Origin of the sequence: Rheinheimera sp. UJ51 (assembly GCF_020819615.1) — a bacterium.
GTDB lineage: Bacteria > Pseudomonadota > Gammaproteobacteria > Enterobacterales > Alteromonadaceae > Alishewanella > Alishewanella maricola.
The window spans coordinates 36961-60337 of the sequence record NZ_JAJHOG010000014.1 but is presented as its reverse complement, the minus strand read 5'-3'; the positions used below and the strand labels follow the sequence as shown (position 1 = coordinate 60337).

Genomic DNA, 23377 nt, shown 5'->3' with positions numbered 1-23377 from the left:
AAAGCGTGTGGAGTTGTCACTGTTGAGTGAAAAAGATTTTGTTGTGCTTGGCAAGTTTGGTGCCGTTTACGGTATCAATGGCTGGCTGAAAATTAACTCTTACACGGATATCCCGGAAGGGATTTTTGATTACACACCCTGGCAAGTTAAATTTCAGGGTAGCTGGCAGCCTGTGCAGATCAGTAGCTGGAAACGGCACAGTAACGGTTTAATTACCAAACTGACTGATGTTAATGATCGAGATCAAGCGCAGTTATACGTTAATGCCGATATCGCGGTTCCTGTTAATGCCTTACCGGCACTGGCAGACGGCGATTATTACTGGAAAGACCTTATGGGGCTGACCGTAATGAACGTGCAAGGCTATAACTTGGGCGAAGTGACTGACTTAATGGAAACCGGATCTAACGATGTGTTAGTGGTGAAAGCCAATCGGACCGATGCATTTGGCAAGAGTGAACGGTTAATTCCTTATCTGAGCAACACCGTTGTGAAGCATGTGGACTTAACTGCAAAGCAAATGTTAGTAGACTGGGACCCCGCGTTTTAATGCTGGAACAACAAAGATGGGTGGGCGTTGTCTCACTTTTTCCAGAAATGTTTCAGGCAATTACGCAATATGGGGTAACCGGCCGTGCGGTAAAGCAAGGGTTAATCACTTTAGATTGCTGGAATCCGCGGGATTTTACTACGGACAAGCATCGAACAGTGGATGACCGGCCTTATGGCGGTGGCCCAGGTATGCTAATGATGGTTCAGCCTTTAACCGAAGCTATTCGCGCCGCTAAACTGGCTGCAGGTGGTGAGGTACACACGGTTTATTTGTCACCGCAAGGTCGCAAGTTAGACCAACAAGGTGTGGCTGAATTAGCAAAACACTCGAAGTTACTATTAGTAGCGGGCCGCTACGAAGGAATTGACGAGCGCGTAATAGAAACCGAAATTGATACTGAATGGTCAATTGGAGATTACGTATTAAGTGGGGGCGAGTTGCCTGCGATGGTGTTAATTGACGCCGTATCGCGTTTAGTACCTGGTGTACTAGGGCATGATTTATCGGCAGAGCAGGATTCGTTTGCAACTGGTCTGTTAGATTGTCCTCATTATACGCGCCCTGAGGTGTTAGCAGACAAACAGGTGCCGGCAGTTTTACTGAGCGGACACCACAATGAAATTAGACGCTGGCGTCTAAAGCAGGCTCTTGGTAGAACCTGGTTAAGACGGCCGGATATGTTAAATTCCCTGGCTCTGACTAAGGAGCAACGCAAGTTACTGGCTGAATTCCAACAGGAACACCAGGCGTTGCAGCTACAAGATAGTTAATTCCAGGTAAAGTGAGATTGTTATGAGCAAAATTAGCCAAAACATCATCAAACAACTTGAACAGGAACAGTTGAAACAAGACGTTCCAGCATTCGCTCCAGGTGACACTGTAGTGGTTCAAGTTAAAGTTAAAGAAGGCGACAAAAGCCGTCTGCAGGCTTACGAAGGCGTAGTTATCGCCAAGCGTAACCGTGGTCTGCATTCAGCCTTCACCGTCCGTAAAATTTCTAACGGCGAAGGTGTTGAGCGTGTTTTCCAAACGCACAGCCCAATGATCGATAGCATCACCGTGAAACGTCGTGGTGCAGTTCGCCGTGCTAAGCTTTACTACTTACGCGATCGTTCAGGTAAATCAGCGCGTATCCGCGAAAAGCTTAACTAAGCAATTTGAGGCCGGCATTATGCCGGCCTTTTTTATGTCTATTACCCACACTGCGCAACCGCCGATTAGTCAGCAAGCCCTACAACAGTTAGAACAAGAACTGGAAACCCTGTTGTCTCGTCGTTATGGTGACATTACCGAGCAACAACTCTTGAGTCTGCTCAAGCTTAAATCTTTTAGCCAAGTTGCCGATAGCCAACTTGCGTTATTTCAAGTGCATTTTGTGTTATACCATTTACTTTATCGTATCGCCGCGCGTTGGGCTGCCAATGAAACAGCACATATTGAAATTGGTTTAGCGCGGATTAAAATTCTGCCATGGCAAAACGCCCTGCCGGCAACGCCTGACACGAAAGCGGCCTATTATGCCGAGTGGCAAAATTATTGGCGGATGACGCCCATGGGGCTGACGGAGCGCCTAAATCAGTTTTGGCAGTTTTATCAACAGCGTTATCTTAGCCCACCAGACGTAAAACTGTCCGATGATGAAGCCTTGCGTTTATTAGCCCTACAATGGCCTTGCTCTCAAGTAGAATTAAAAAAAGCCTTTCGCAAACAATCCTTAAAACATCATCCCGATCGCGGTGGTGATCAACAAGCCTTCGTCCGCATTACTCTTGCTTATAAAAAGCTGCTGACCCGCTTCTAACGCTAAATCGCTCTTTTAAAAGGGGTTGCAACACCTCGGCAAGTGCTGGCTTGCTGCAGTGTTGCTATGCTACAGCCTGATTTTATGCTGCGATTTATTGCTTTGTATTAAAAAGTTTACGTCATATTTTTATGTTGCATTTCAGTGTAAGTGGCAATTTTATTGGTTTGTAGGCTTGACGCTGTAGCCGTCTATCCGTAAACTGCGAAATATGTAATTTAAAAAATACGATGTGTAAATTAATATTTACACTCAATTTTAGGTCAGCGGGCAACGATATTATTATCTATGCTAAATCACCGCCCGTGACTCATACCGCTACAGGAGCACCATTAAATGAGTATGATTGTTGATGATTTGCGTATCGTCGCCCAGAAACCCCTGATCTCACCTGCTGTGTTAAAGAAAGTGTTGCCACTATCAGCTCAAGGTTTAGATTTTATTGCGAAAGCACGCAATGATATTGCTAACATTATTCATGGCCATGATAAACGTTTACTGGTGGTGACCGGGCCATGTTCTATCCATGATCCCGTTGCCGCGATGGAATATGCACATAAACTTAAAGCACTGCAGCTAGCTTACCAAGATAGTTTATATATTGTGATGCGCGTGTACTTTGAAAAACCACGTACCACAGTGGGCTGGAAAGGCTTTATCAACGATCCGCATCTTGATGACTCCTTTGACTTAGAAACCGGTTTAACTTGGGGCCGTGAATTGCTACTAAAAATGGCCGATTTAGAATTGCCGGTTGCAACCGAAGCGCTCGATCCGATCAGCCCACAATATATGTCTGATTTAATTAGCTGGGCGGCGATTGGGGCCCGCACCGTGGAATCGCAAACGCACCGTGAAATGGCCAGTGGTTTGTCGATGCCTGTGGGTTTTAAAAATGGTACCGATGGCAGTTTAAATGTAGCGCTCAATGCGCTGCAATCTGCCGCTAGCGGCCACACATTCTTTGGTATTAACCAAAAAGGTGAAGTGAGCTTGGTGCAAACCGCCGGTAATCCGGATGGGCATATCATTTTACGGGGTGGCAGTGCGCCAAATTACGATGCAGCCAGCATTCAAGATGTCTTACAAAAAATTGATAAATTAAAATTACCACGCGGTATTGTGGTCGACTGCAGTCATGGCAATTCGCACAAAGACCATAATCGACAACCGCTCGTGGCCGCTGATGTCGTCGCGCAGCGTTTAGCCGGCAATGATGCCATTATTGGTTTGATGTTAGAAAGTCATTTATCAGCAGGGCGGCAAGATCTGATCGCCGGTAAAGCCGAGCATTACGGTGTGTCAGTCACCGATGCCTGTATTGATTGGGCGACAACCGAAACCTTGTTAGCAAGTTTGCATCAGCAAATGTTGCCGTTGCAAGCGGTGGCGTAGATCAGATGACGGCCGTTAATCATGCACAACAAGCACTGCAACCGTTGCGCGAGCAAATCGATACTATTGATGCTGAACTAGTCAGGCTATTAGCGGCACGCGCCAAAGTGACTGCGCAGGTCGGGCAGGTGAAGCAGCATTACGCCTTACCGGTATACGTACCTGAGCGCGAGCATGAACTGTTAACGGCGCGTCGCGAGCAAGCTATTGCCGAGCAGGTCTCGCCCGAGCTGGTTGAAGATGTGCTGCGGCGCATCATGCGCGAATCTTATGCCACACAAGACATCAGCTTTGTTTGTTGTCGCCAGGGCGGTGGTAAGGTGGTGGTGGTCGGTGGTGCTGGGGCGCTCGGTGCGCGTTTTGTCAGTTTATTTGCGCGTTCTGGCTATCAAGTGGTGGTGTTAGAGCAACAGGATTGGCCAGAAGCCGCCAGCTTATGTGCTGATGCAGCCTTGGTGTTAATGGCGGTGCCCATCACCTTAACGGAGCAGTTGATTGCAAAGTTACCGGCTTTGCCAAGCGATTGTGTGCTAGCAGACTTAACCAGTATCAAAGACAAGCCCTTGCAAGCGATGTTGACGCAGCATGCCGGGCCTGTCGTGGGTTTACATCCGATGTTCGGCCCGGATATTACGAATTTAGTGAAGCAAGTGGTGGTGGTCTGTCACGGCCGTGCTGAACAGCAATATCAATGGTTACTGCAACAATTAACGGTTTGGGGTGCAGAACTCGCCGAGGAACAGGCCACTGCGCATGACAGTGCTATGCAACTGATCCAAGCGATGCGTCACTTCTCATCTTTGGTTTATGGCGTACATTTAGCCGAAGAAAAAGCGGATTTGCAGCAGCTGCTGGCCATGAGCTCACCCATTTATCGGTTAGAGTTGGCAATGATTGGCCGTTTGTTTGCACAAAATGCCGAGTTATATGCCGATATTATGCTGTCATCTAGTGATGTTGCCAGCCTATTATCACGCTATCAGCAGCGTTTTGGTCAGTTATTAGCCTTGTTGCAAGCCAATGATAAAGCCGGTTTGATGGCCGAATTTGCTAAAGGGCAACAGTTTTTTGGTGATTTAGCAGGGCAGTTTTTGCACGAGAGCAAACAGCTGTTACAAAAAGCCGCGGATGGTCGCAGCTAAAGGTAACAGCAGTAAATTGCCAATGAACCCAGCGAGTTAGCGCTGGGTTTATGTTTCTGTGTTAGCCAGACCATAAAAATGATAGATAATTTCCCACGCCTGCTCAGGTGTATCTACAAATTGTATTAACTCGAGATCTTCTGGGCTAATTAAGCCTTCTTCTGCCAGCATGTCAAAATTGATTAAACGCTGCCAAAACACTTTATCGTATAAAATGACCGGTACGCGTTTGGCTTTACGAGTTTGAATCAGTGTTAGGGTTTCAAACAACTCATCTAAAGTGCCAAAGCCCCCCGGAAAGGCCACTAACGCCTGCGCCCGCTGTAAAAAGTGCATTTTGCGGATGGCAAAATAGTGAAACTGGAAACACAGTTCAGGCGTGATATAGGGGTTTGGATGTTGCTCTTTGGGTAAAACAATATTTAAACCAATGCTTTTACCATTGGCATCCATCGCCCCACGATTGGCGGCTTCCATCACACCTGGGCCGCCGCCGCTGATAATCATTAAGCCTGCTGCGGGATGCTTGCCATTGTGTGTGGTGACGATGCGAGCAAATGCTTGCGAGGCTGCATAGTACTGACTGTTCCTCACATCGCGTTGCGCTTGCTGCAGTGCACTCACAGCGTCAGCGGTATGTTCTTGCCCCGCATAGCGTTGTTCAACCTCTGCCAGTTGACTTGCTGCAACACTCGGTGACAGAAAACGGGCACTGCCAAATACGACGATGGTGGCATTAATGCCGTGCTGCTCGAGTACCATCTGTGGTTTTAAATATTCTAACTGCAGACGAACATGGCGCAGCTCGTCTTGCATTAAAAAACCATTGTCAGCGAAGGCGAGCTTAAAGGAATTATGATCTTGTAATTGCGTGATCGCATCTAATGATTCTTGAGCACTGGCAAAATGGCGTTTATATAAGGTACTGTTTTCCGACATACTGAAAACCCCTGAGGAAAAATTATTTTCTGTTAAGAGTACACATAGTACCGCGCGAACAGGTTAAAGTGGTGTTATAACAAATAAAAAAATTAGGACAGCTATGTGGTCAGATATTTTAGTGACCTTTGGTGCGCTAGGGATCTTACTGTTAGGGATGGACTGGCTTAGTAAAGGTTTAAAAACGGCAGCCGGGCCTGCATTAATGCAGTTTTTACAGCGTTGGACCACCAAACCTTGGCAAGGCTTAGTGTTTGGCACAGCGGCTACGGTTGCGGTGCAATCCTCAACGGTCATCACCATTACCACCATTGGTTTTGTTAATGCGGGTATTTTATCTTTGCAAAATGCTGCCTTTGTCATTTACGGCAGTAATGTCGGGACATCATTAACCGGCTGGTTTGTGGCGCTAATTGGTCTACAATTTAAGATAGAAGTGTTTGCGTTACCCTTGGTCGGCCTAGGCGCCATGCTTAAACTGTTTACGAAGACAGTAAAAAAGCAAGGCGTGGGTGAGGCGTTAGTCGGTTTCGGTTTTTTCTTTTTAGGGCTGGGGTTTTTAAAAGAAGGTTTTAATGCTGTTTTTCTCGATATTGAATTTTCAGCGTTAAGCCAATGGGGCTTATGGGGCATATTGTTAGGGGTGGCATTAGGCACGTTATTAAGTGTGTTAATGCAAGCGTCTATAGCGGTGATTGCCTTAGTGATTACCGCAGTGTCTGCAGGTGTTCTTCCGTTATCGTTAGCGGCGGCTTTTGTTATTGGGGCGAACCTTGGCACCACTTCAACCGCCATCATGTCAACTTTAGCGGCCACGGCACAGGCTAAACGCTTAGCGCTATTGCATGTGATTTTTAATGTGATAACCGGTGTGGTTGCGGTATTGCTGATCAGCCCTTTGTTATGGCTTATTTTGCAACTGCAGCAGGCGTTATTTCACGACCCAAACCCCGCCATCAGCTTGGCCTTGTTTCATACGCTATTTAATGTGCTGGGTGTTCTGTTAATGTGGCCTTTAACCGCTCGCTTGGTGCTTTTTTTAAATGGCCGTTTTCGACAGCACAGCCCCGGCCAATTACGCATGTTAGATACGTCTAGTTTAAGTATTCCGTCGGTTGCGATTAAAAGTTTGGTTATGGAAACACTGCATGTTGGCCAACTGATTAGTCAGCAAGCCTTGATGTTGCATGCTGATACACCTCAAGCCAGTGCGGGCTTAAATAACATCAAGCAATTACAAACCGAGCTGAACAGTTATTTATTAAAATTGGGTAAAAGTGAATTATCCGCCGCCGAGTCTAAAGCGTTAAATGAACTTATTAAAAATCAAATGCGCTTAGAAATGACGATTCAATTGCTACCGCAGCTTGCTAAGCAATTAACCAGCAATGCGACTGCGTTTGTGCCGGAACAAACGTTATGGCAACAATTACAACAGGCGCATTGGCCAGAAGATGCCGCCAAAGTGCGCAGTTGCTATCGGGATTTAATGAAACAACGCCAAAAAATTAAAGAACAATTGTATCTATTGGTACTGACCGAACGCGTGAGTACCGACAATGGTGGCGATCAGCTGTTACGAATTGCGGAATTACGCCGCTTTAATCAACAACTGACCAAAGCCATGCTCTCGTTAGGTGCGCTACTAACCACAACAGACGGGCCGACATCCCAACAAGAACAAGAGGAACACAGTCATGCCAGTTAATGCCAGTTTGACCTTCATCGGTGCTGCTCAGCAAGTCACCGGCTCCTGTTATCTGATCAAGTTACCTCATCAGCAGCTATTACTCGAATGTGGCATGGTACAAGGCCATGATCAAGTTAAGGAATGGCACAAGTTTCGTTTTCCTTTTAATGCCAAAGACATTGATGCGGTGGTGTTATCTCACGCACACATCGATCACAGTGGTTTATTACCCTTGTTAGTCTCTAAAGGGTTTCATGGCAAAATTTATTGCACACCGGGCACGGCTGATATTTTACCGGTGCTACTGAAAGATTCGGTTAACTTATATTTAAAAGATTTGGAATGGCAAAATAAAAAAGCGGTGCGTGCGGGTAAAAAGCCGCAATCCCCGGTGATGTCGGTGAAGGATGTCGAGCGTGTGGTGGATTTGATTGTGGAGTTACCCTACAGCAAACGCGGTTTCCCGCTCGATGGCGTAGAGCTGGAGTTTGCTGATGCGGGGCATATTTTAGGCTCGGCCATTGTGCAACTGTGGTTGAAGGGAAAGCAAGCCATGCGCAAGTTGGTGTTCTCTGGCGATCTTGGCAACCCTGCTACGGTACTGTTACCGCCGGCTACGGATATTGGTCAAGCTGATATCGTATTAATGGAAAGTACTTATGGTAATCGTGATCACCAACCGCTAGCCGATACCATTGAAGAGCTTGCTGCAGCACTTGAACAAGCCTATAACGAAAATGGTAATGTCTTTATCCCCGCCTTTGCTTTAGGGCGCTCGCAAGAGATTTTGTATTATCTCGCCTTGCTCTTTAAACAAGGCCGTTTAAAGCAGCGTATGGTGTTTTTAGACAGCCCAATGGCCATTAGCATTACCAAGATCTATAACGAGTACTTACATCGCCTTGATCAAGCCGATTTAGATAAAATTGGTTACAAACCGGGCATGACGCTACAACAATTACTGCCGATTTTGAAATTATCAGAAACTGTTGAAGATTCGATGGCGATTAATCGGATCAGCCAAGGGGCGATTATTATTGCGGGAAGCGGTATGTGTAATGGTGGTCGTATTGTACACCACTTAAAACATAACCTCTGGAAAAATACCAATCACCTTATCTTTATCGGCTTTCAAGCTCGAGGTACTTTAGGTCGGCGGCTGGTTGACGGCGAAAAACGTGTGAAAATGTTTGGGCAAGATATCGTTGTGAAAGCCAATGTTCATACTATTGGCGGCTTTTCGGCACATGCAGGGCAAAGCGAGTTATTAGCATGGGCTAAAGCCATTACGGGTCAACCCGATTTTTACTTAATCCATGGTGAGCCAGAGGCGCAATTGGTTTTACAAGAAAAGTTAGCCGAGCTCGGTATTGCCTCGCAAATTCCGGCGAAAGGCGATAGCTTCGATTTCTAACGGAGTTTACGACAAGCAGAGGCAGCCACTGTTGCAAATGCCCGTCAGTTAATGCTGTTTAATAACACACTACACTGCTCGGCATTCGCTCAAGTGGCTGTTTTATCATTTAACTTTCAGGTTGTGTTGGCGTGATATCATCGCTTGGATAACAACCCAGTACTTTGACAAATTTTGTCAGGTTATTTAACTCTTCTAGTGCGCGAGTCATGGCGTAGTCGTTCAGATTGGCAGAAACATCCACATAAAACATTTCTTCCCACGGGTTGCCGTTGATCGGGCGCGATTCTAATTTACTCATACTAATGCCATGCTGCTTTAACACTAGCAAGGCTTCTACCAGTGCACCGGGTTGCTGCCCGGTATACATAATAAAAGTGGTTTTTGCTGGGATGGCTTTGGCAACATTAACCGATTTACGGGCGACCACGATAAAGCGGCTGATATTGGCTTTTTGATTGGCTAATTGGCGTGTTAGTACTTCTAAACCATAGAGTTTGCCGCCATCTTCGCCACCAATAGCAATAATGCTAGGATCCTGTAACTCTTTTACTTTGGCAAACGCGGCGGAAGAGCTTTCACAGTAGTCTATTTTCACGTTCGTTAAACCGAGTAAAAACTGACTACACTGCGCAATCACTTGCGGATGAGAACACACTTGGCGGATTTTCGTGAGATCGGTACCCGGTAAGCCGAGTAAGCAATGTTCAATGGGGTGCGTGAGTTCACCTACAATGGATAAACGGGTATGTTGTAAGATGTCATACACTTCGTTAATTGAACCTGACGAGGTATTCTCAATCGGTAATACCGCATAGTCGGCATGGCCGGTTTCTACCGCTTTGACAATTTCATTAAAGCTATCGCAGCCTAATTCGATAATACGCTCAGCGCGACGGGTAAAGTATTTTTGGGTTGCCCAGTAACTGTAAGAGCCTTGCCCGCCTAAAAACGCCACTCTCACTACCGGGGAATTATCACCGTTTAATTGGCCTTGCACTTTAGCTTGTTGCTGTAATACCGAGTCTTCAATGACAACTTGAAATAACCGCGTAACATAGTGTGCATCGAGTTCCAGCGATTTGCCTTTTTCAATCAGCGACAATAATAATTCTTGCTCGCGTTGTTGATCGCGAATGGGTTTATTTTGGGATAGCTTTGCTTCTGCCACGGCCAGTGCCAACTTGCGACGTTTAGACAGCAAGCTCAATAATTGCTGATCAGTTTCACTAATCGCAGTGCGGATCTCATTTAATTCCATATTTGGCCTCGTGCTACACCTATGTTTAAGGGTCAACTTGCAAAAAAAAACCTCCCGAGTGGGGAGGTTTTGGGCTTTACGTGCGTGCACGCTCAGCTACCTCCCAATGTTAGGGGGTAAAGCTAAAAAAACCGAGCGAGCAAATCATCATATTCATGTTGCACACCTTAATCCGTCTGGATGGCTAAAGTCAAGGGTTAGGTATTAACTGTTGTTGATATTTTTCTGGCCCAGGTAAAAAGGGCAAAGCAACTTCGGCTAGCCAATAAGGATGATCGCTACGATAAAAAGGGGAAAGGGGGTGACCGGATTGACCACTGCTGATCACTAAGACGCCTAATTCTTCAAAACCAGGTGCAACCACCATTCTTTGCGATTGACCAAAAGCCGGATGTTGCACCTTTGGCATATGACTATCACCCGATAGCGGCGTATCGGCCATATTGAGCCAGTGGCCAATCAGCGGAATGGCGCCAGACAAAGGATGTTTAATTTTACTGGTATTACGCGTGCCCCAGTTGGCTTGGGTTAAGCTACCGTATTGTGCTTGGATATTCTGCTTGGTTTGCTTGGCTGCGCTTAACAGTAAATCCTGCCAGCTTTGATAGTTGGGCGGTAAGGTGTCAGCGCGATTTGCCGCAAGCATTAACCAAAATGGCGTTTCCATTGAATATTTTAAATCACTGCTGCGACTGCCCACGTGTTCTAATAACGCTGACAGGGGCGAAAAGGTCAGTTCTAGCGTAGTTAAACGAAATTGCCGAAGCAAAGTGTAACCGACATCATTCACATCCGCTTTTAAGCTAGACTGCGCGATCAGCTGGCGAAACTCGGTTAATTGATACTGCTCACTGCGTTCAGGCGTTAGGGTATCGAGTAATAACCCCTGCCACGGCTGCAATAAATGCGCTTGGGTATCCAGCTGTATTTGATGTAGCGCCAATTCATCCGCTTGGGGCAGTGCAGTTAACGCATCGGCTATTTGTTTACCCCTTGCGCCTAAATCATAGCCACCATTTCCTAACAGCTTATAAAACTCGCCACCTACGGTGCGAGCATTCGCAGACCACAACCGACCTGACGTTGGGTTGAGTAGTTGCGGATAAGCGGCCGCCTCTAACAGCTCGCCCCAGTAGTTATCACCCTTGCTCCAATCCTGAGCGGTATCCCAATCTGCCACATGTCGCTGACGCATTGGACCAAATATAGACCAGCCAATATGACCTTGTTGGTCGGCAACTAACACGTTTTGTGCGGGAATACCCATAGTATTAGCAAAACGCAACACTTCGGCCGCAGACTCAGCTTGTTCTAAATAACGTAAGTTCAGGTTCACCGCTTGCGGATCATGCGCTATCCAACGCAGAGCATAAGGTTGGCCATCCGCAAAGGGGATCAGCGGGCCCCATTCGGTTTGTTTGATTAATAGTGAATGGGCTGGCGCGTCGCGAATGGTAATGCGCTCAGTGATGTACTCAATAGGTTGCCAGCCGTTGGGGCTGAGATACTGCTGTTTATCATCAGACAGGGTTAGGCTGATTAAATCATGCCAATCGGCTGTACTATTGGTAAAACCCCATGCAATTTTGCCATTACTACCGACCACAATCGCCGGTGTACCGGGTAAACTTAAACCCGTGACTTGCTGCGCTTGCTGATCTTCAACCCAATTTAATTGCGTTTTGAACCAGACGCCTGGCACCCTTAGCGATAAATGCATATCATCAGCCAAAATGGCTGCGCCATGCCCGGTTAAGTGGCCGGCAACCGCAAAATTATTACTGCCTAAATCGACTGCGTCAGCCGGTGTGCATTCAATGCAACTTAATTGCTGTTGTAAAACACTGGGATACGGTGAGCTGGGTAGGGCAATGGCTTGCTGTTCGCTACCATCAATGGCCGCTTGCCACTGTGGGCTATGCTGTTGCAAAAACTGATACCAGTCTTGTGGTAACGCGGCTTTTAATTTGGTCATCGCATAGTCATCACGCCCCATTTTACCCTGTAAATCTAGGTACATACTGTAAATGACTAACAGACTATCTTGCTCTAACCAAGGCTCGGGCGTCGTTTGTAATAACAGATATTCAAAAGGAGGTTGGCGTAAGCGGTTTAAGCCATCGTTAACACCTCGACTGTAAGCGGCTAACAACTCGAGATCTGTCGCCTTAAGCTGTGTCAGGATATGTTCGGCGCGTTGTCGAAACAGGTGGCGGCGATGGCTGATGTCGGTGTTCAGTGCTTGCTGCCCGAATAAAGCCGATAATTCACCGGCTGCACTGCGCCGTGATAAATCCATTTGAAAGAAACGTTCTTGAGCGTGCGCAAAGCCCAGTGCATAAGCGGTATCTGAACGGTCGGTGGCGTGGATGGTTAAGTAACCTAGTTGATCGCGCTTTAAACTAACCGGATGTGCTATGGGGGCCAGATAGCGACCGTTATAATCGGGTAAACTGCCGTTAAGCCAATAATAAGCCACAGCCAATACAATTAATATCACGGCCACGACTAGCGACAACAGCCAGCTGATTATTTTCATTTTTATGTCCTGCTGGTATAAGATCAAAAGGTTAGCACAATAAAAGGAAAGTTCAATGTTAAGAAAGATGCAAGTGTGGGATCTCGCCGTCAGGGTATTTCATTGGTCGCAAGTGTTGCTGCTGCTTGGGCTGTGGTATACGGGTACCGAAGGTTTGATGGCACAGCATCAATTGTTAGCTTACAGTTTAGCGGCTCTGTTAATCGGGCGCCTGTATTGGGGCTTTTTTGGTAGTAGTACCGCGCGTTTTCGTAATTTTAGCTATTCACCCCGTGCGGCTTGGCGTTTTTTACGCCAGCCAAAACCGGTGCTTGGTCATAATCCGGCCGGTTCTTATATGATTTTTACGCTGTTAGGCTTATTAACGCTGCAAATTCTCAGTGGCCTAGCCACTTTTGATAACAGCTATATTAGTGACGGCCCTTTAGTTGCACATTTGCCTGAAAGTTGGGTGTCGCTGGCTTCTGATGTGCATAAAACCGTAATCGATCTGATTTTAATCGCGGTGTTTGTGCATGTGTTTGCTGCTGTTTGGCATAGCTGGCGTCACGACAATGTCATATTGTCGATGTTCAATGGTAAAAATGAGGTACCTGCAAACGCCACCCCGCACTTGAAATCAACTTGGCGTTTTTTTGTTATCGTGCTACTGGCGCTGCTCGGTTTTTATCTGTGGCAAGGTCGTATTCTGATCTTGTTTCTTTGAAAACGTTTACCGTTTAGCAAAAAGCCCGCTGGCATGCGGTTACCACGTGCCAGCGGGCTTTAAATAATCAGCTGAACAAGCTGAGTTTATTAATCAGCTTTGTATTTATCATGGCAAGCTTTGCAGTTACGCGCATAGTCGCTAAACGCTTTGCGAATAGCCGCTTGCTCGCCGGCCTTTGCTGCAACTAATAAAGCGGCAGCATCTGCAGCCAGTTTTTCTCCACGCTCTTGCACATCCGCTAAGTTATCCCAAATAGCCGGTTTTACTTCACCGCCCGCCCCTTGAGTGCCAGGCACGGTAAACGTTTCCCATGGCAGTTGCGATAATAAGGCTAATGCCTCAGCGCGACGCTGCACGCGCTCAACGTCAAAAGCCACATTACCGCGGATCATATCTTGGATGTCGCCCATGTTATGGCGGATCATCTGAAAGTTAGCTTGACGGTATGACACCGCATCTTTACCGTCAGTAAATGCCGTAGCGGCGACGACCGGTAAAGCGATAGATAAACAAAGTAGGGAAGAAATTAGGGCTTTTTTCATATTGTTACTCTCTTCTAGTCGATTGTCGTAAAATAATGGTAAAGTACAAATAGTCTTTATTGCATACCTGACAGGGATACTATCAGGTCACTATAACAGCAGTGAGCCAAATTCGTGAAGGATCTTACCCATAATAATGCCAAAGGATTCAACTCACTGGGTTTGAAATTTTCAATCCTGGTGTTTTTGGCTATGCTGATTGCCGGTCTTACCGTGATGTTTACTTATGGCCTGTATCAACAGCAAACTGATGAGGCAGTGCAGTTAAAAAAACAAGCACTATTGCAGCGCAATAGCGATTTTTATCATCAGCAATTAGACAAATACCTCGAAAAACAAGAAATCAAAGCACGCCGAGCTCACCAACTGATCAGTGAGCAATTAAACGAGCGCCCAGTTACCCGTTCTAATACAGCCTTATTAACCACCTTAGCCGATGGTTCACGTCGCCAACAACATGATTTTTCTGGCCTGTATATTGCGCCGGACGCCCGGGTCAATGTGCAAAATAGTTTATTACAGCGCAGTACTGCGGTTTGGCACGATACTGTGCCGTTGTTGCAACATGATTTCTTTGCTGTGTTTTTTATTGCCAAAGATAACTATGTTCAGGTAACGCCAGCAGGTTGGGCGGCAGATTTCTCGGTCGATATTTCCTTATTGAACAACCCCTTATTTCAATTAGCAGCACCAGAGCAAAACCCTGAGCGCAGTTTGCGCTGGAGCCCGGTGTATTTTGACAGTATTTGGCAACAATGGATGCTGAGTATGTTGCTGCCGGTCTATCAGCAAGAACAGTTTCTCGGCGTAATGGGCTTTACGCTGCCTCTTTCAGAATTAACACAGCATCGCATCGCCTCGGCTGAATACAAGCCAAATACCCATGCCTTGCTGCTCGATAGAATGGGGCAAGCCATCAGCGATAGCGTTTCGTCTTCAATGCGCAATTTGCCGATGTTTAGCCCTTATCAGGGGGCTAAAGTGAGCGATCCCTTATTAAGTGAATTACTGCAAACGCCCAATCAAACCTTGAGTCATAGCCGTTTTATGATGGCGCTAAGTGCTTTTAATCGTTTAGATTGGCAGTTTGCGCTTTATCAAGAAAAACAAACTTTATTACAACAGCAAGACTTTTTTGTTCCTCGCATGCTGTTTTTAACCTTGTTAGTGGCGATTGCCGTGACGCTGTTATTGCATTTTTTCATTAACCAAATGCTGTTAAAACGGCTGAAAAAATTAGCCTCTGCGGTAAATCGGGTCGGGCGCGGGGCGCATCCTGGCTTACAATTGGATACCAAACACGATGAACTGGGTATTTTAAACCGCGCCTTTACCGCGATGTTTGAAGAAATTAACCAATTAGTTACTGGTTTAGATACGCGGATTGCCGAAAAAGAACAAGCCGAATTGCTGGCGCGTAAACTCAGTAAAGCGGTCGCTTTTTCCAGTTCAGGAATTGTGATTACCAATAAGCATCTTGATATTGAGTATGTAAATCCATTTTTGACGACGTTGTTAAAGGTTCAAAGCGCCAGTATCTTGGGAAAACCCTTAAGTAGTTTGTTCGCTGAAGATATGCAAAAACTGACCAATGATATGATGCAGTCATTGGCAGAGCGGCAACACTGGCGTGGTGATGTGTTGTTATTGCAAGAAGATGCCACAGACGAAACAGAACAAGCTTGGGTCACTTTAGCCTTAGCGCCGATCCGCGACGAGCGTGGTGAGTTATCTCATTATGTTGCGGCGATGCAAGACATTTCTTTTATTAAGCGCAGCCAAAAGCAAATGGAGCAATTGGCTTACTTCGACTCACTCACTGGCTTGGCCAATCGCAGTTATTTCCGCAACCAATTACGCAAAGCCATTTCCATGTCGCAACGCGGTTATTACACCTTTGCTTTGTTGTACTTTGACTTAGACGAATTTAAATTAATTAATGATACTTTAGGCCACGACGCTGGCGATGAATTACTGATCGAAGTGGCTAAGCGTTTAACCTCACGTTTGCGTGAAGATGATACTATCGCCAGGCTCGGCGGCGATGAATTTGCCGTTATTTTAAGCGATATAAAAGACAAAATGCATGCAGGGCAAATTGCCGGCAATTTACAACAAGCCTTTACTCAGCCAGTGCAATTAGGAACGCATACGGTCGCCATTAGTGCCTCTATTGGTATTACTGTGGCGCCTGATGACGGTGCGGAAGAAGAAGTCCTGATAAAGCATGCTGATTTGGCCATGTATGAAGCAAAAGCGCGTGGCAAAAATACTTACCGGTTTTTCTCACGCGAGTTAAATGAAGCCGCGACCGATCGTTTATTGATTGAAAATCAGTTACGTGAAGCGATCCGCGAGCAACAATTCCTGATGTATTACCAACCCAAAATTGATATTCAAGATGACACCGTAGTGGGTTATGAGGCCTTGATCCGCTGGCTGCGACCCGACAATACCCTAGTGCCTCCGGCGCGCTTTATTCCGGTGGCGGAAAGTACCGGCTTGATTGTGAAAATTGGTGAGTGGATTATTCTAGAGTCGTGCCGTTTTCTGGCTCGACAACACAGCCGTGGCTATGCCGTTAGTTTGTCAATTAACTTATCGGCGCGCCAATTTAACGACAATCGTTTACCGACGATGATTGAACAAATTATCCAGCGGACCGGTGTCGATCCAAGCTATTTAGTGTTTGAAATTACCGAAAGTATGCTTATGGGCGATACTGATGCGGCTATTAAACAGTTAAATCAGTTAAAACGTCTCGGCGTCTCTTTATCTATTGATGACTTTGGTACAGGCTATTCATCGCTTAATTATTTGAAGCGATTCCCAGTAGACGAGCTGAAAATCGACCGCTCTTTTGTTAAAGATATTCCAGAAGATCGGAACGATATGGACATTGTCTCTGCCATTATTGCGATGGCGCAAAAGATGCAATTACGCGTTGTCGCTGAAGGGGTCGAGTCAGAAGCTCAGGTAGACTTCTTAAAGCAAAATGCTTGCTATATTGTCCAGGGTTATTACTACAGTATGCCGTTGGCAGAGCAAGAGTTAAGTCATCTGACATTTACAATAAAAACATAGGGTACAGGATCAATCGGTCGTTCAGTGCGGGGTAATTGTTGTTTCGATTAACACCATTAAAACGCAGGTGTTATTGACTAAAACAGCCTGCGCTAACCGCAACTAACGCTGTGATACCTTACATCCACTCAAAACCAGGAAAACGTTATGATATCAGCTCGCCTGTCACTTTTGACCTTGGCTTTGCTTAGCGCGACCAGCTATGCGGCTCAGACCACGCCAGAGTTAGGGATCCGGGATAAAACCCCGAATCTCGTGGCTCTGACCAATGCCACTGTTCTGACCGAACCGGGCAAAGAACTTACCGGTGCAACCATCTTAATTCGTGATGGTAAAATTGAAGCGGTTTCAACCAGCGCTAAGATCCCTGCCGGTTATCAAACCGTTGATTTACAAGGTTACTTTGTATATCCCGGTTTTATTGATCCTTACACTCAATACGGTGTTCCTGCTGCCAGTCAGCCTGAGCGTGCGCGCTTTGGTGGTCGTAACCCTATTTATGAAAATGCGCGAAAGGGGGGCAATGCAGCAAACGACGCCATTCATGCACAGCAACGTTGGGCAACCCAATTTAAACCCGACAGTAAAGCGGCGACCGAGTTATTAAAAGCCGGTTTTACGACGGTACAAAGTGCCCGCCAAGACGGTATTTTTCGTGGAACCGCTTTTGTTGCCTCTTTAGGTGAAGGCTTACCAAATGATTTAATTTTAAAAGCTGACGCTCAGCATTTTTTATCTTTTAGCAAAGGCAGCTCGCAGCAAACCTATCCTTCTTCGTTGATGGGATCTATCGCGCTGATCCGTCAAACCTTGTCCGATGCTAATTGGTATCAAGCGGCCACGGCTAGCCCGAATTTAAGCGTTCAGGGTAAGCCGGTTGAGTTTAACGCGGCTTTAGAAGCGCTTAGCAGTTTAAGCAGCCAGGGCATCTTGTTTGATACCACAGACGATCGTTCATTACTGCGAGCCAATCAATTACTCAGCGAATTTAATATTAAAAATGCGCTGTTATTAGGCTCTGGCTATGAATACAGCCGCTTGCCACAAATTAAAGCGACCGGTAAACCTGTGTTGCTACCGCTGAATTTTCCCGCCGCACCGCAGGTCAGCGCGGCTGAGCAGCGTTTAGACGTGAATCTTGCTGATTTACGGCACTGGGAGCGGGCACCGGCTAACCCGGCTGAAGTGGCTAAAGCTGGGGTAAACTTTGCCTTCACAACGCATGGTTTAACTAAAAAATCCGAGTTTTTACCCAACTTACGCAAAGCTATTCAATACGGCTTAGATAAACAGCAAGCGCTCGCAGCCTTAACCACCACACCAGCCAGTTTACTGGGTTTAGACGATAGGTTAGGTAAAATTGCTGCCGGTTATCAGGCCGATCTTGTGATCAGCCGAGGCGATCTGTTCACCGACGGTGAAATTGTCGCAACCTGGTTACGTGGCCAAGAAAAACGCTTTACCAGTGTGCAACCCACCGCTTTTGCAGGTGAGTATCAACTTACTTATCAAGACCAAACGTTTAGCGTGACGCTAACGGGTACGGCGCCGAAAATAAGCGGTGAAGCGGCACTGGGTGATAAAAAAGTAAAACTGACGCACCTGATGGTGCAAGACCAGCGGTTACAATTTAGCTTGCCGTTACAAAAGCTCACCGAACAAGCTGCGGTGCTGCAATTTAATGGTGTTTGGTCTGAGCAACAACTTAAGGGTTATTGGTTAGATGCACAGGGTAATGAAGTGGCTGTCAGCGCCAAACAGCAAGTTGCAGTCAGCAGTAAAGATGCCAAGCCCGCTAAAGCAGTGCCAGCGATGTTGTCGAAACTGACTTATCCTAATCGTGCTTTTGGTTTAGATGCCTTACCGCAGCAACAAAACCTGCATATCAAAAATGCGACCGTGTGGACAGCAACAGCAGACGGTGTGTTAACCGAAAGTGATGTGCTGGTGCGCAATGGTAAGTTTGAGAAAATTGGCCAAAACCTGACTACGCCACGCGGTTATACGGTAATCGATGCCACGGGTTTACATTTAACGCCAGGTATTATTGACGAGCACTCACATATTGCCACCGAGCAAGGGGTGAACGAGGGTTCACATGCTAATACTGCCGAAGTGCACTTAGGTGATGTGATTAACTCAGATGATATCAACATCTATCGTGCTTTAGCCGGTGGTGTTACCGCAGTGCAGGTACTACATGGTAGTGCTAACCCGATTGGTGGTCGTGCGCAAATTATCAGCTTACGCTGGGGGCAAGATGCAGAAGGGCTGAAATTTAAAGATGCACCTCCGAGTATCAAATTTGCGTTAGGTGAAAACGTAAAGCAATCTAACTGGGGCTCTGAGTTCAATACCCGTTACCCGCAAACCCGTATTGGTGTTGAAACCTTTATTCGCGATCAATTCCAAGCGGCTAAAGAATACCGTGCGGCTTGGCAAGCGTTCAATAAACTGTCTAAGCGTGAGCAAGGCCGTGTTGCCCCTCCTCGCCGTGATTATCAGATGGATACCTTGGTCGAAATTCTAGAAGGTAAACGTCATATTCATACACACTCTTATGTGGCTTCTGAAATTTTAATGTTGATGAAAGTTGCTGATGAAATGGGTTTCAAAGTGAATACTTACACCCACATCTTAGAAGGCTACAAGGTAGCGAGTGAAATGAAAGCGCATGGTGCCAGTGCATCGACCTTTGCTGACTGGTGGGGCTTTAAGATGGAAGTCACGGATGCCATTCCAACTAACACCTGTTTGATGCATGAGCAGGGTATGTTAGTGAGCGTTAACTCTGATGATCCTGGTTTACTGCGTCGTTTGAATCAAGAGGCCTCAAAATCAACCATGTATTGTAATATGGATGAGCAAGAAGCCTTGAAGATGGTTACGTTAAACCCAGCAAAACAATTAAAAATTGACGATAAAGTCGGTTCAATTGCCGTCGGTAAACAAGCCGATTTCGTGTTATGGGATGCCCATCCATTATCCGTCTACAGTGTGGCACAACAAACGTGGATTGAAGGGGCTCGTTACTTCGACCGTGCTGAAGACTTGGCAAAGCGGCAACAGCTTGAGCAAGAGCGGCAACAGTTGATCCAAAAGGTCTTAACCGCGGGTGACGCTGCTCGTAACGGCAGTAGCAACGCTTATAAACAAGATGATCCGATTTGGCATTGTGAAGATAACGATGACTGGTTGAAATTACGCTTTGGTTTTGGCTCTGCCACAGAAAGTCATGCTCATGCCCATGGGGAGCAACATTAATGAAAAAATTAACCACTATTCTTGCCGCAGCACTGACGCTGGCAACTAGCAGCGTGTTAGCGGTAAACCCCGTACCTGCACCAAAACAAAGCGTGCCAGTATTATTGAAAAATGCCACGGTGCACGCCGTGGTAACCGAGCCGGCCATTCAAGATGTTTTACTGGTCGATGGTAAAATTGCCGCGATGGGCACGAACTTAACGGCACCTGCCGGGGCGCAAGTAGAAGATTTAACCGGTAAGCATGTGTATCCGGGGCTTATTGCTTTGATTAACCAATTAGGCTTAATTGAAGTTGAAGCCGTGCGTGCCACGCGTGATGATCGTGAAACCTCAGCCACGAACCCGGATTTGCAAGTGCAAGTGGCCTTTAATGCTGATTCTGCGGTGATCCCAACTATTCGCAGCAACGGTTTTAGCCATAGCTTAATTTATCCTGATGGTAGCTTAATCACCGGTCGTTCAGCATTAATGCAGTTAGACGGTTGGAATTGGCAAGATGCCTTAGTTCAAGCCAATGTGGGCTTACACGTGAATTGGCCGCGCATGGGCTTACAAACCGGTTGGTGGGTGCGCGATAGTGCGGAAAAGCAGCAAGAGCGGCAACGTGAGCAACTGGAGCAGTTACAAAGCTACTTTAGCCAAGCACAAGCCTATTATTTAGCTGAGCAAGCCGGCTTAAATCGTGGCCGTGATTCACGCTGGCATGCCATGTTAGCGTTGTTTGAAGGTAAATTACCCTTATTTGTTCATGCCGATGATCCAAGACAAATGCGTCAAGCCATCAGCTTAGCTAAACAATACAAGGTCCGTTTAGTGATTGTGGGGGGGCGCGATAGTTGGCGCATGGCAGATGAACTGGCGGCGAATAACGTGGATGTGATTTATACCGCGCCTTATGGCTTACCTACGCGTACCGATGAAGCCTATGATCAAGCCTTTAGCGTGCCAGGTGTGCTGCAAAAAGCCGGCGTGCGTTTCGCGTTATCGCTGGATGGTTTCTGGGATACCCGCAACCTGGTGTTTGCTGCGGGCCATGTCACGCGTTACGGTTTAGAACCTGCGCAAGCGCTACGTGCCTTAACCTTAGATGCGGCACAAATTGCCGGTGTGGCCGATCGTTTAGGCTCGATTGAGGTGGGTAAGAGCGCGAGTTTAGTGGTGTCTGAAGGCGATATTTTTGATTATCGTGGGCATAACATCATGCAATTATGGATTGACGGTCGCAATGTTGATCTGAATAACAAACATAAACAGCTACACCAGCGTTATCAGCAACGCTATCAAGCGGCTAACTAAGCTTTAGTTACAACATCATCTACAGTGCCAGTGAATACTGGCACTTTTTTATTGAGACAGTCCATGAAAAAGTTTTTTTTACTTTGTTCGGCCGCGCTAATCACTATTGCCGGTTGTAGCAGTACCCCAGCCAGCAAAGCCCCGCGCGCCAGCGCTTTGGTGATTGAAAGCCATCTAACGTTTTTAGCGGATGATTTGTTAGAAGGCCGTGACACGGGGAGTCGAGGCCATGAATTAGCCTCACGTTATATTGCTCAGCAATTTCAAGCATTAGGTTTAGTGCCGGCTGCGGCTGATGGCAGCTACTTTCAGCGTGTCCCTATGCGCAAAGCGCAAATTGTGCCGGGAAGTGCCAAGCTTAGTTTTAGCTTACCCGAGCAACAACTGACTTTAGATTACCCGCAGCAATTTACAACCGGGCCCAATTTGCAAACCGAAGCCGTTACGTTGCAAGGCGAAATGGTGTTTGTTGGTTATGGTTTAGTGTCTGAGGTGTTTGGGTTAAACGATTATGCGAATTTAGACATTAAAGGTAAAGTCGTGGTCATGCTGTCGGGCTTACCTGCTTTTTTACCCAGCGAAGAGCGGGCTTATCTGGGCAGTATGAAAACTGAGTTTGCAGTTGAGCGGGGCGCTATCGGTGTTATTTCGGTGCATACGCCACAGCAAGAAAAAACGCGGCCCTATGCCGATAGCCTCATGTATTTAAATAGTCCGAGCATGAGCTGGTTAGATGACGAAGGTAACCCTGGTCGGGGCTTTGCTCAATTACAAGGTGGCGCAACTTTGCATCCTGATGCGGCCAGTCTGTTATTCGCTGCCGCTGGTTATAACCTGAGTGATATTTTTGCTTTATTAGAAAAAGATGAGGTTCCCAAAGGTTTTGCGTTAAAAGGCGAAGTTAACTTAAGCAGCCAAAGTACTCATCAGCAGGTGACAAGCCCGAATGTGTTAGCAACCTTACCCGGTTCCGATCCGCGCTTAAAAGAGGAATATGTGGTATTAACGGCACATTCTGATCATATCGGTTTTTCTAACGATTTACGCAGCGAAGATAAAATTAATAACGGGGCGATGGATAACGCTGCGGGTGTCGCGATCTTACTTGAGACCGCACGTTTATTTGCGCAATTGCCGACATCGCCAAAGCGCTCTATTTTGTTTGCTGCGGTTACCGGTGAAGAAAAAGGCTTATTAGGGGCAGATTATCTAGCGAAACAACCGCCAATGCCTATTTCGCAGATGGTGGCTAACGTTAATTTAGATATGCCAGTATTACTGTATTCTTTTGCCGATTTAATTGCTTTTGGTGCAAATCACTCGACCCTAGGTGATGTGGTTGCCCGTGCCGCGGCAAAAGAGGGCAGAACCTTAAGTGAAGATCCGATGCCCGAGCAAGCTATCTTCACGCGCTCAGATCATTATCGTTTAGTGCAACAAGGTGTGCCTGCGGTGTTTTTAATGACCGGTTTTACTTCAACCGATCCAAAGGTCTCCGGTGGCAAAGTGTGGGCCAGTTTCTTTGCCAAGCATTATCATCGCCCTTCTGATGATATTGCCAGCTTAACCAAAGAGTATGGGGCTATTCGTTATGATGCTGGCGCCGTATTTGCCGATATTAATTTTAATATTGCGCTGGATGTAGCGAATGCCAAAACGCGGCCATTATGGCGCAAAGACAGTTTTTTCAGAACGGTATTTGGCCGTACAGAGAACTCTGAACCCAATACGCCGTAATCGTTCGAT

17 protein-coding genes are annotated in these 23377 nt (G+C 46.6%); 13 read left to right on the top strand and 4 right to left on the bottom strand.

From position 1 onward, the window contains the following. Window positions 1-22 precede the first annotated feature (22 nt). The 6 genes from rimM (at window position 23) to tyrA (ending at window position 4891) form a co-directional block, all read left to right on the top strand. A complete protein-coding gene (gene rimM, locus LMJ53_RS14745; RefSeq protein ID WP_229587916.1) occupies window positions 23-550 on the top strand; it encodes a ribosome maturation factor RimM in 528 nt (175 codons plus the stop codon). Beyond that, the gene (gene trmD, locus LMJ53_RS14740; protein ID WP_229587914.1) at window positions 550-1323 is read left to right on the top strand and encodes a tRNA (guanosine(37)-N1)-methyltransferase TrmD; all 774 of its coding nucleotides are present in this window, start codon (window positions 550-552) and stop codon (window positions 1321-1323) included. Before rimM ends, trmD begins: the two co-directional genes overlap by 1 nt. Before the next feature lie 22 nt (window positions 1324-1345). Then, window positions 1346-1705, top strand: a complete 360-nt coding sequence (gene rplS / locus LMJ53_RS14735; protein WP_226752018.1) for a 50S ribosomal protein L19 — start codon at window positions 1346-1348, stop codon at window positions 1703-1705. Window positions 1706-1724: 19 nt separating this feature from the next. Continuing rightward, the gene (locus tag LMJ53_RS14730; protein ID WP_229587912.1) at window positions 1725-2354 is read left to right on the top strand and encodes a DNA-J related domain-containing protein; all 630 of its coding nucleotides are present in this window, start codon (window positions 1725-1727) and stop codon (window positions 2352-2354) included. A gap of 336 nt (window positions 2355-2690) precedes the next feature. Next, entirely contained in the window at window positions 2691-3749 is a 1059-nt protein-coding gene (locus LMJ53_RS14725; protein WP_229587910.1) for a 3-deoxy-7-phosphoheptulonate synthase, read from the top strand. 5 nt (window positions 3750-3754) lie between these two features. After that, window positions 3755-4891, top strand: coding sequence for a bifunctional chorismate mutase/prephenate dehydrogenase (tyrA, locus tag LMJ53_RS14720; RefSeq protein ID WP_229587909.1), 1137 nt, complete (start codon window positions 3755-3757; stop codon window positions 4889-4891). Between the two features lie 48 nt (window positions 4892-4939). Here the strand turns inward: tyrA and LMJ53_RS14715 are convergent, their stop codons facing one another. Further along, complete coding sequence (locus LMJ53_RS14715; RefSeq protein ID WP_229587907.1) at window positions 4940-5830, bottom strand: TIGR00730 family Rossman fold protein; 891 nt, start codon at window positions 5828-5830, stop codon at window positions 4940-4942. A gap of 103 nt (window positions 5831-5933) precedes the next feature. Here LMJ53_RS14715 and LMJ53_RS14710 point away from each other — a divergent pair, with 103 nt between their 5' ends. Continuing rightward, entirely contained in the window at window positions 5934-7538 is a 1605-nt protein-coding gene (locus LMJ53_RS14710) for a Na/Pi cotransporter family protein (RefSeq protein ID WP_229587905.1), read from the top strand. After that, window positions 7528-8934, top strand: coding sequence for an MBL fold metallo-hydrolase RNA specificity domain-containing protein (locus LMJ53_RS14705; protein WP_229587903.1), 1407 nt, complete (start codon window positions 7528-7530; stop codon window positions 8932-8934). The genes LMJ53_RS14710 and LMJ53_RS14705 overlap by 11 nt, the downstream gene beginning before the upstream one ends. A 109-nt stretch (window positions 8935-9043) precedes the next feature. Here the strand turns inward: LMJ53_RS14705 and LMJ53_RS14700 are convergent, their stop codons facing one another. Further along, the gene (locus LMJ53_RS14700; RefSeq protein WP_229587901.1) at window positions 9044-10195 is read right to left on the bottom strand and encodes a chorismate mutase; all 1152 of its coding nucleotides are present in this window, start codon (window positions 10193-10195) and stop codon (window positions 9044-9046) included. A gap of 190 nt (window positions 10196-10385) precedes the next feature. Then, window positions 10386-12734, bottom strand: a complete 2349-nt coding sequence (locus LMJ53_RS14695; RefSeq protein WP_229587899.1) for a penicillin acylase family protein — start codon at window positions 12732-12734, stop codon at window positions 10386-10388. 55 nt (window positions 12735-12789) lie between these two features. Here LMJ53_RS14695 and LMJ53_RS14690 point away from each other — a divergent pair, with 55 nt between their 5' ends. Further along, entirely contained in the window at window positions 12790-13440 is a 651-nt protein-coding gene (locus LMJ53_RS14690; protein ID WP_229587897.1) for a cytochrome b/b6 domain-containing protein, read from the top strand. A gap of 89 nt (window positions 13441-13529) precedes the next feature. On the opposite strand, the gene LMJ53_RS14685 is transcribed toward LMJ53_RS14690, so the two are convergent. Next, window positions 13530-13985 carry a c-type cytochrome gene (locus LMJ53_RS14685; RefSeq protein ID WP_229587895.1) on the bottom strand — a complete coding sequence of 152 codons (456 nt, stop codon included), beginning with the start codon at window positions 13983-13985 and terminating at the stop codon, window positions 13530-13532. A 162-nt stretch (window positions 13986-14147) separates the two neighbouring features. Here LMJ53_RS14685 and LMJ53_RS14680 point away from each other — a divergent pair, with 162 nt between their 5' ends. The 4 genes from LMJ53_RS14680 to LMJ53_RS14665 all read left to right on the top strand — a co-directional run bounded on the left by LMJ53_RS14680 (window position 14148) and on the right by LMJ53_RS14665 (window position 23368). Continuing rightward, on the top strand, window positions 14148-17069 hold the full coding sequence (locus tag LMJ53_RS14680; RefSeq protein WP_229587893.1) for an EAL domain-containing protein: 2922 nt from the start codon (window positions 14148-14150) through the stop codon (window positions 17067-17069). Window positions 17070-17216: 147 nt separating this feature from the next. Beyond that, a complete protein-coding gene (locus tag LMJ53_RS14675) occupies window positions 17217-20333 on the top strand; it encodes an amidohydrolase family protein (RefSeq protein ID WP_229587891.1) in 3117 nt (1038 codons plus the stop codon). Next, on the top strand, window positions 20333-21631 hold the full coding sequence (locus tag LMJ53_RS14670) for an amidohydrolase family protein (protein WP_229587889.1): 1299 nt from the start codon (window positions 20333-20335) through the stop codon (window positions 21629-21631). Before LMJ53_RS14675 ends, LMJ53_RS14670 begins: the two co-directional genes overlap by 1 nt. Window positions 21632-21694: 63 nt before the next feature. Further along, entirely contained in the window at window positions 21695-23368 is a 1674-nt protein-coding gene (locus LMJ53_RS14665) for a M28 family metallopeptidase (protein ID WP_229587888.1), read from the top strand. Window positions 23369-23377: the final 9 nt, after the last annotated feature.

Excerpts from the sequence above, each read along its gene's own strand:
- LMJ53_RS14690 (WP_229587897.1), top strand. The coding sequence starts at position 12,790 with ATGTTAAGAAAGATGCAAGTGTGGGATCTCGCCGTCAGGGTATTTCAT.
- LMJ53_RS14670 (WP_229587889.1), top strand. The coding sequence starts at position 20,333 with ATGAAAAAATTAACCACTATTCTTGCCGCAGCACTGACGCTGGCAACT.
- LMJ53_RS14675 (WP_229587891.1), top strand. The coding sequence starts at position 17,217 with ATGATATCAGCTCGCCTGTCACTTTTGACCTTGGCTTTGCTTAGCGCG.
- LMJ53_RS14705 (WP_229587903.1), top strand. The coding sequence starts at position 7,528 with ATGCCAGTTAATGCCAGTTTGACCTTCATCGGTGCTGCTCAGCAAGTC.
- LMJ53_RS14665 (WP_229587888.1), top strand. The coding sequence starts at position 21,695 with ATGAAAAAGTTTTTTTTACTTTGTTCGGCCGCGCTAATCACTATTGCC.
- rplS (WP_226752018.1), top strand. The coding sequence starts at position 1,346 with ATGAGCAAAATTAGCCAAAACATCATCAAACAACTTGAACAGGAACAG.
- LMJ53_RS14725 (WP_229587910.1), top strand. The coding sequence starts at position 2,691 with ATGAGTATGATTGTTGATGATTTGCGTATCGTCGCCCAGAAACCCCTG.
- LMJ53_RS14715 (WP_229587907.1), bottom strand. The coding sequence starts at position 5,830 with ATGTCGGAAAACAGTACCTTATATAAACGCCATTTTGCCAGTGCTCAA.
- LMJ53_RS14695 (WP_229587899.1), bottom strand. The coding sequence starts at position 12,734 with ATGAAAATAATCAGCTGGCTGTTGTCGCTAGTCGTGGCCGTGATATTA.
- LMJ53_RS14685 (WP_229587895.1), bottom strand. The coding sequence starts at position 13,985 with ATGAAAAAAGCCCTAATTTCTTCCCTACTTTGTTTATCTATCGCTTTA.
- tyrA (WP_229587909.1), top strand. The coding sequence starts at position 3,755 with ATGACGGCCGTTAATCATGCACAACAAGCACTGCAACCGTTGCGCGAG.
- LMJ53_RS14730 (WP_229587912.1), top strand. The coding sequence starts at position 1,725 with ATGCCGGCCTTTTTTATGTCTATTACCCACACTGCGCAACCGCCGATT.
- trmD (WP_229587914.1), top strand. The coding sequence starts at position 550 with ATGCTGGAACAACAAAGATGGGTGGGCGTTGTCTCACTTTTTCCAGAA.
- LMJ53_RS14710 (WP_229587905.1), top strand. The coding sequence starts at position 5,934 with ATGTGGTCAGATATTTTAGTGACCTTTGGTGCGCTAGGGATCTTACTG.
- LMJ53_RS14700 (WP_229587901.1), bottom strand. The coding sequence starts at position 10,195 with ATGGAATTAAATGAGATCCGCACTGCGATTAGTGAAACTGATCAGCAA.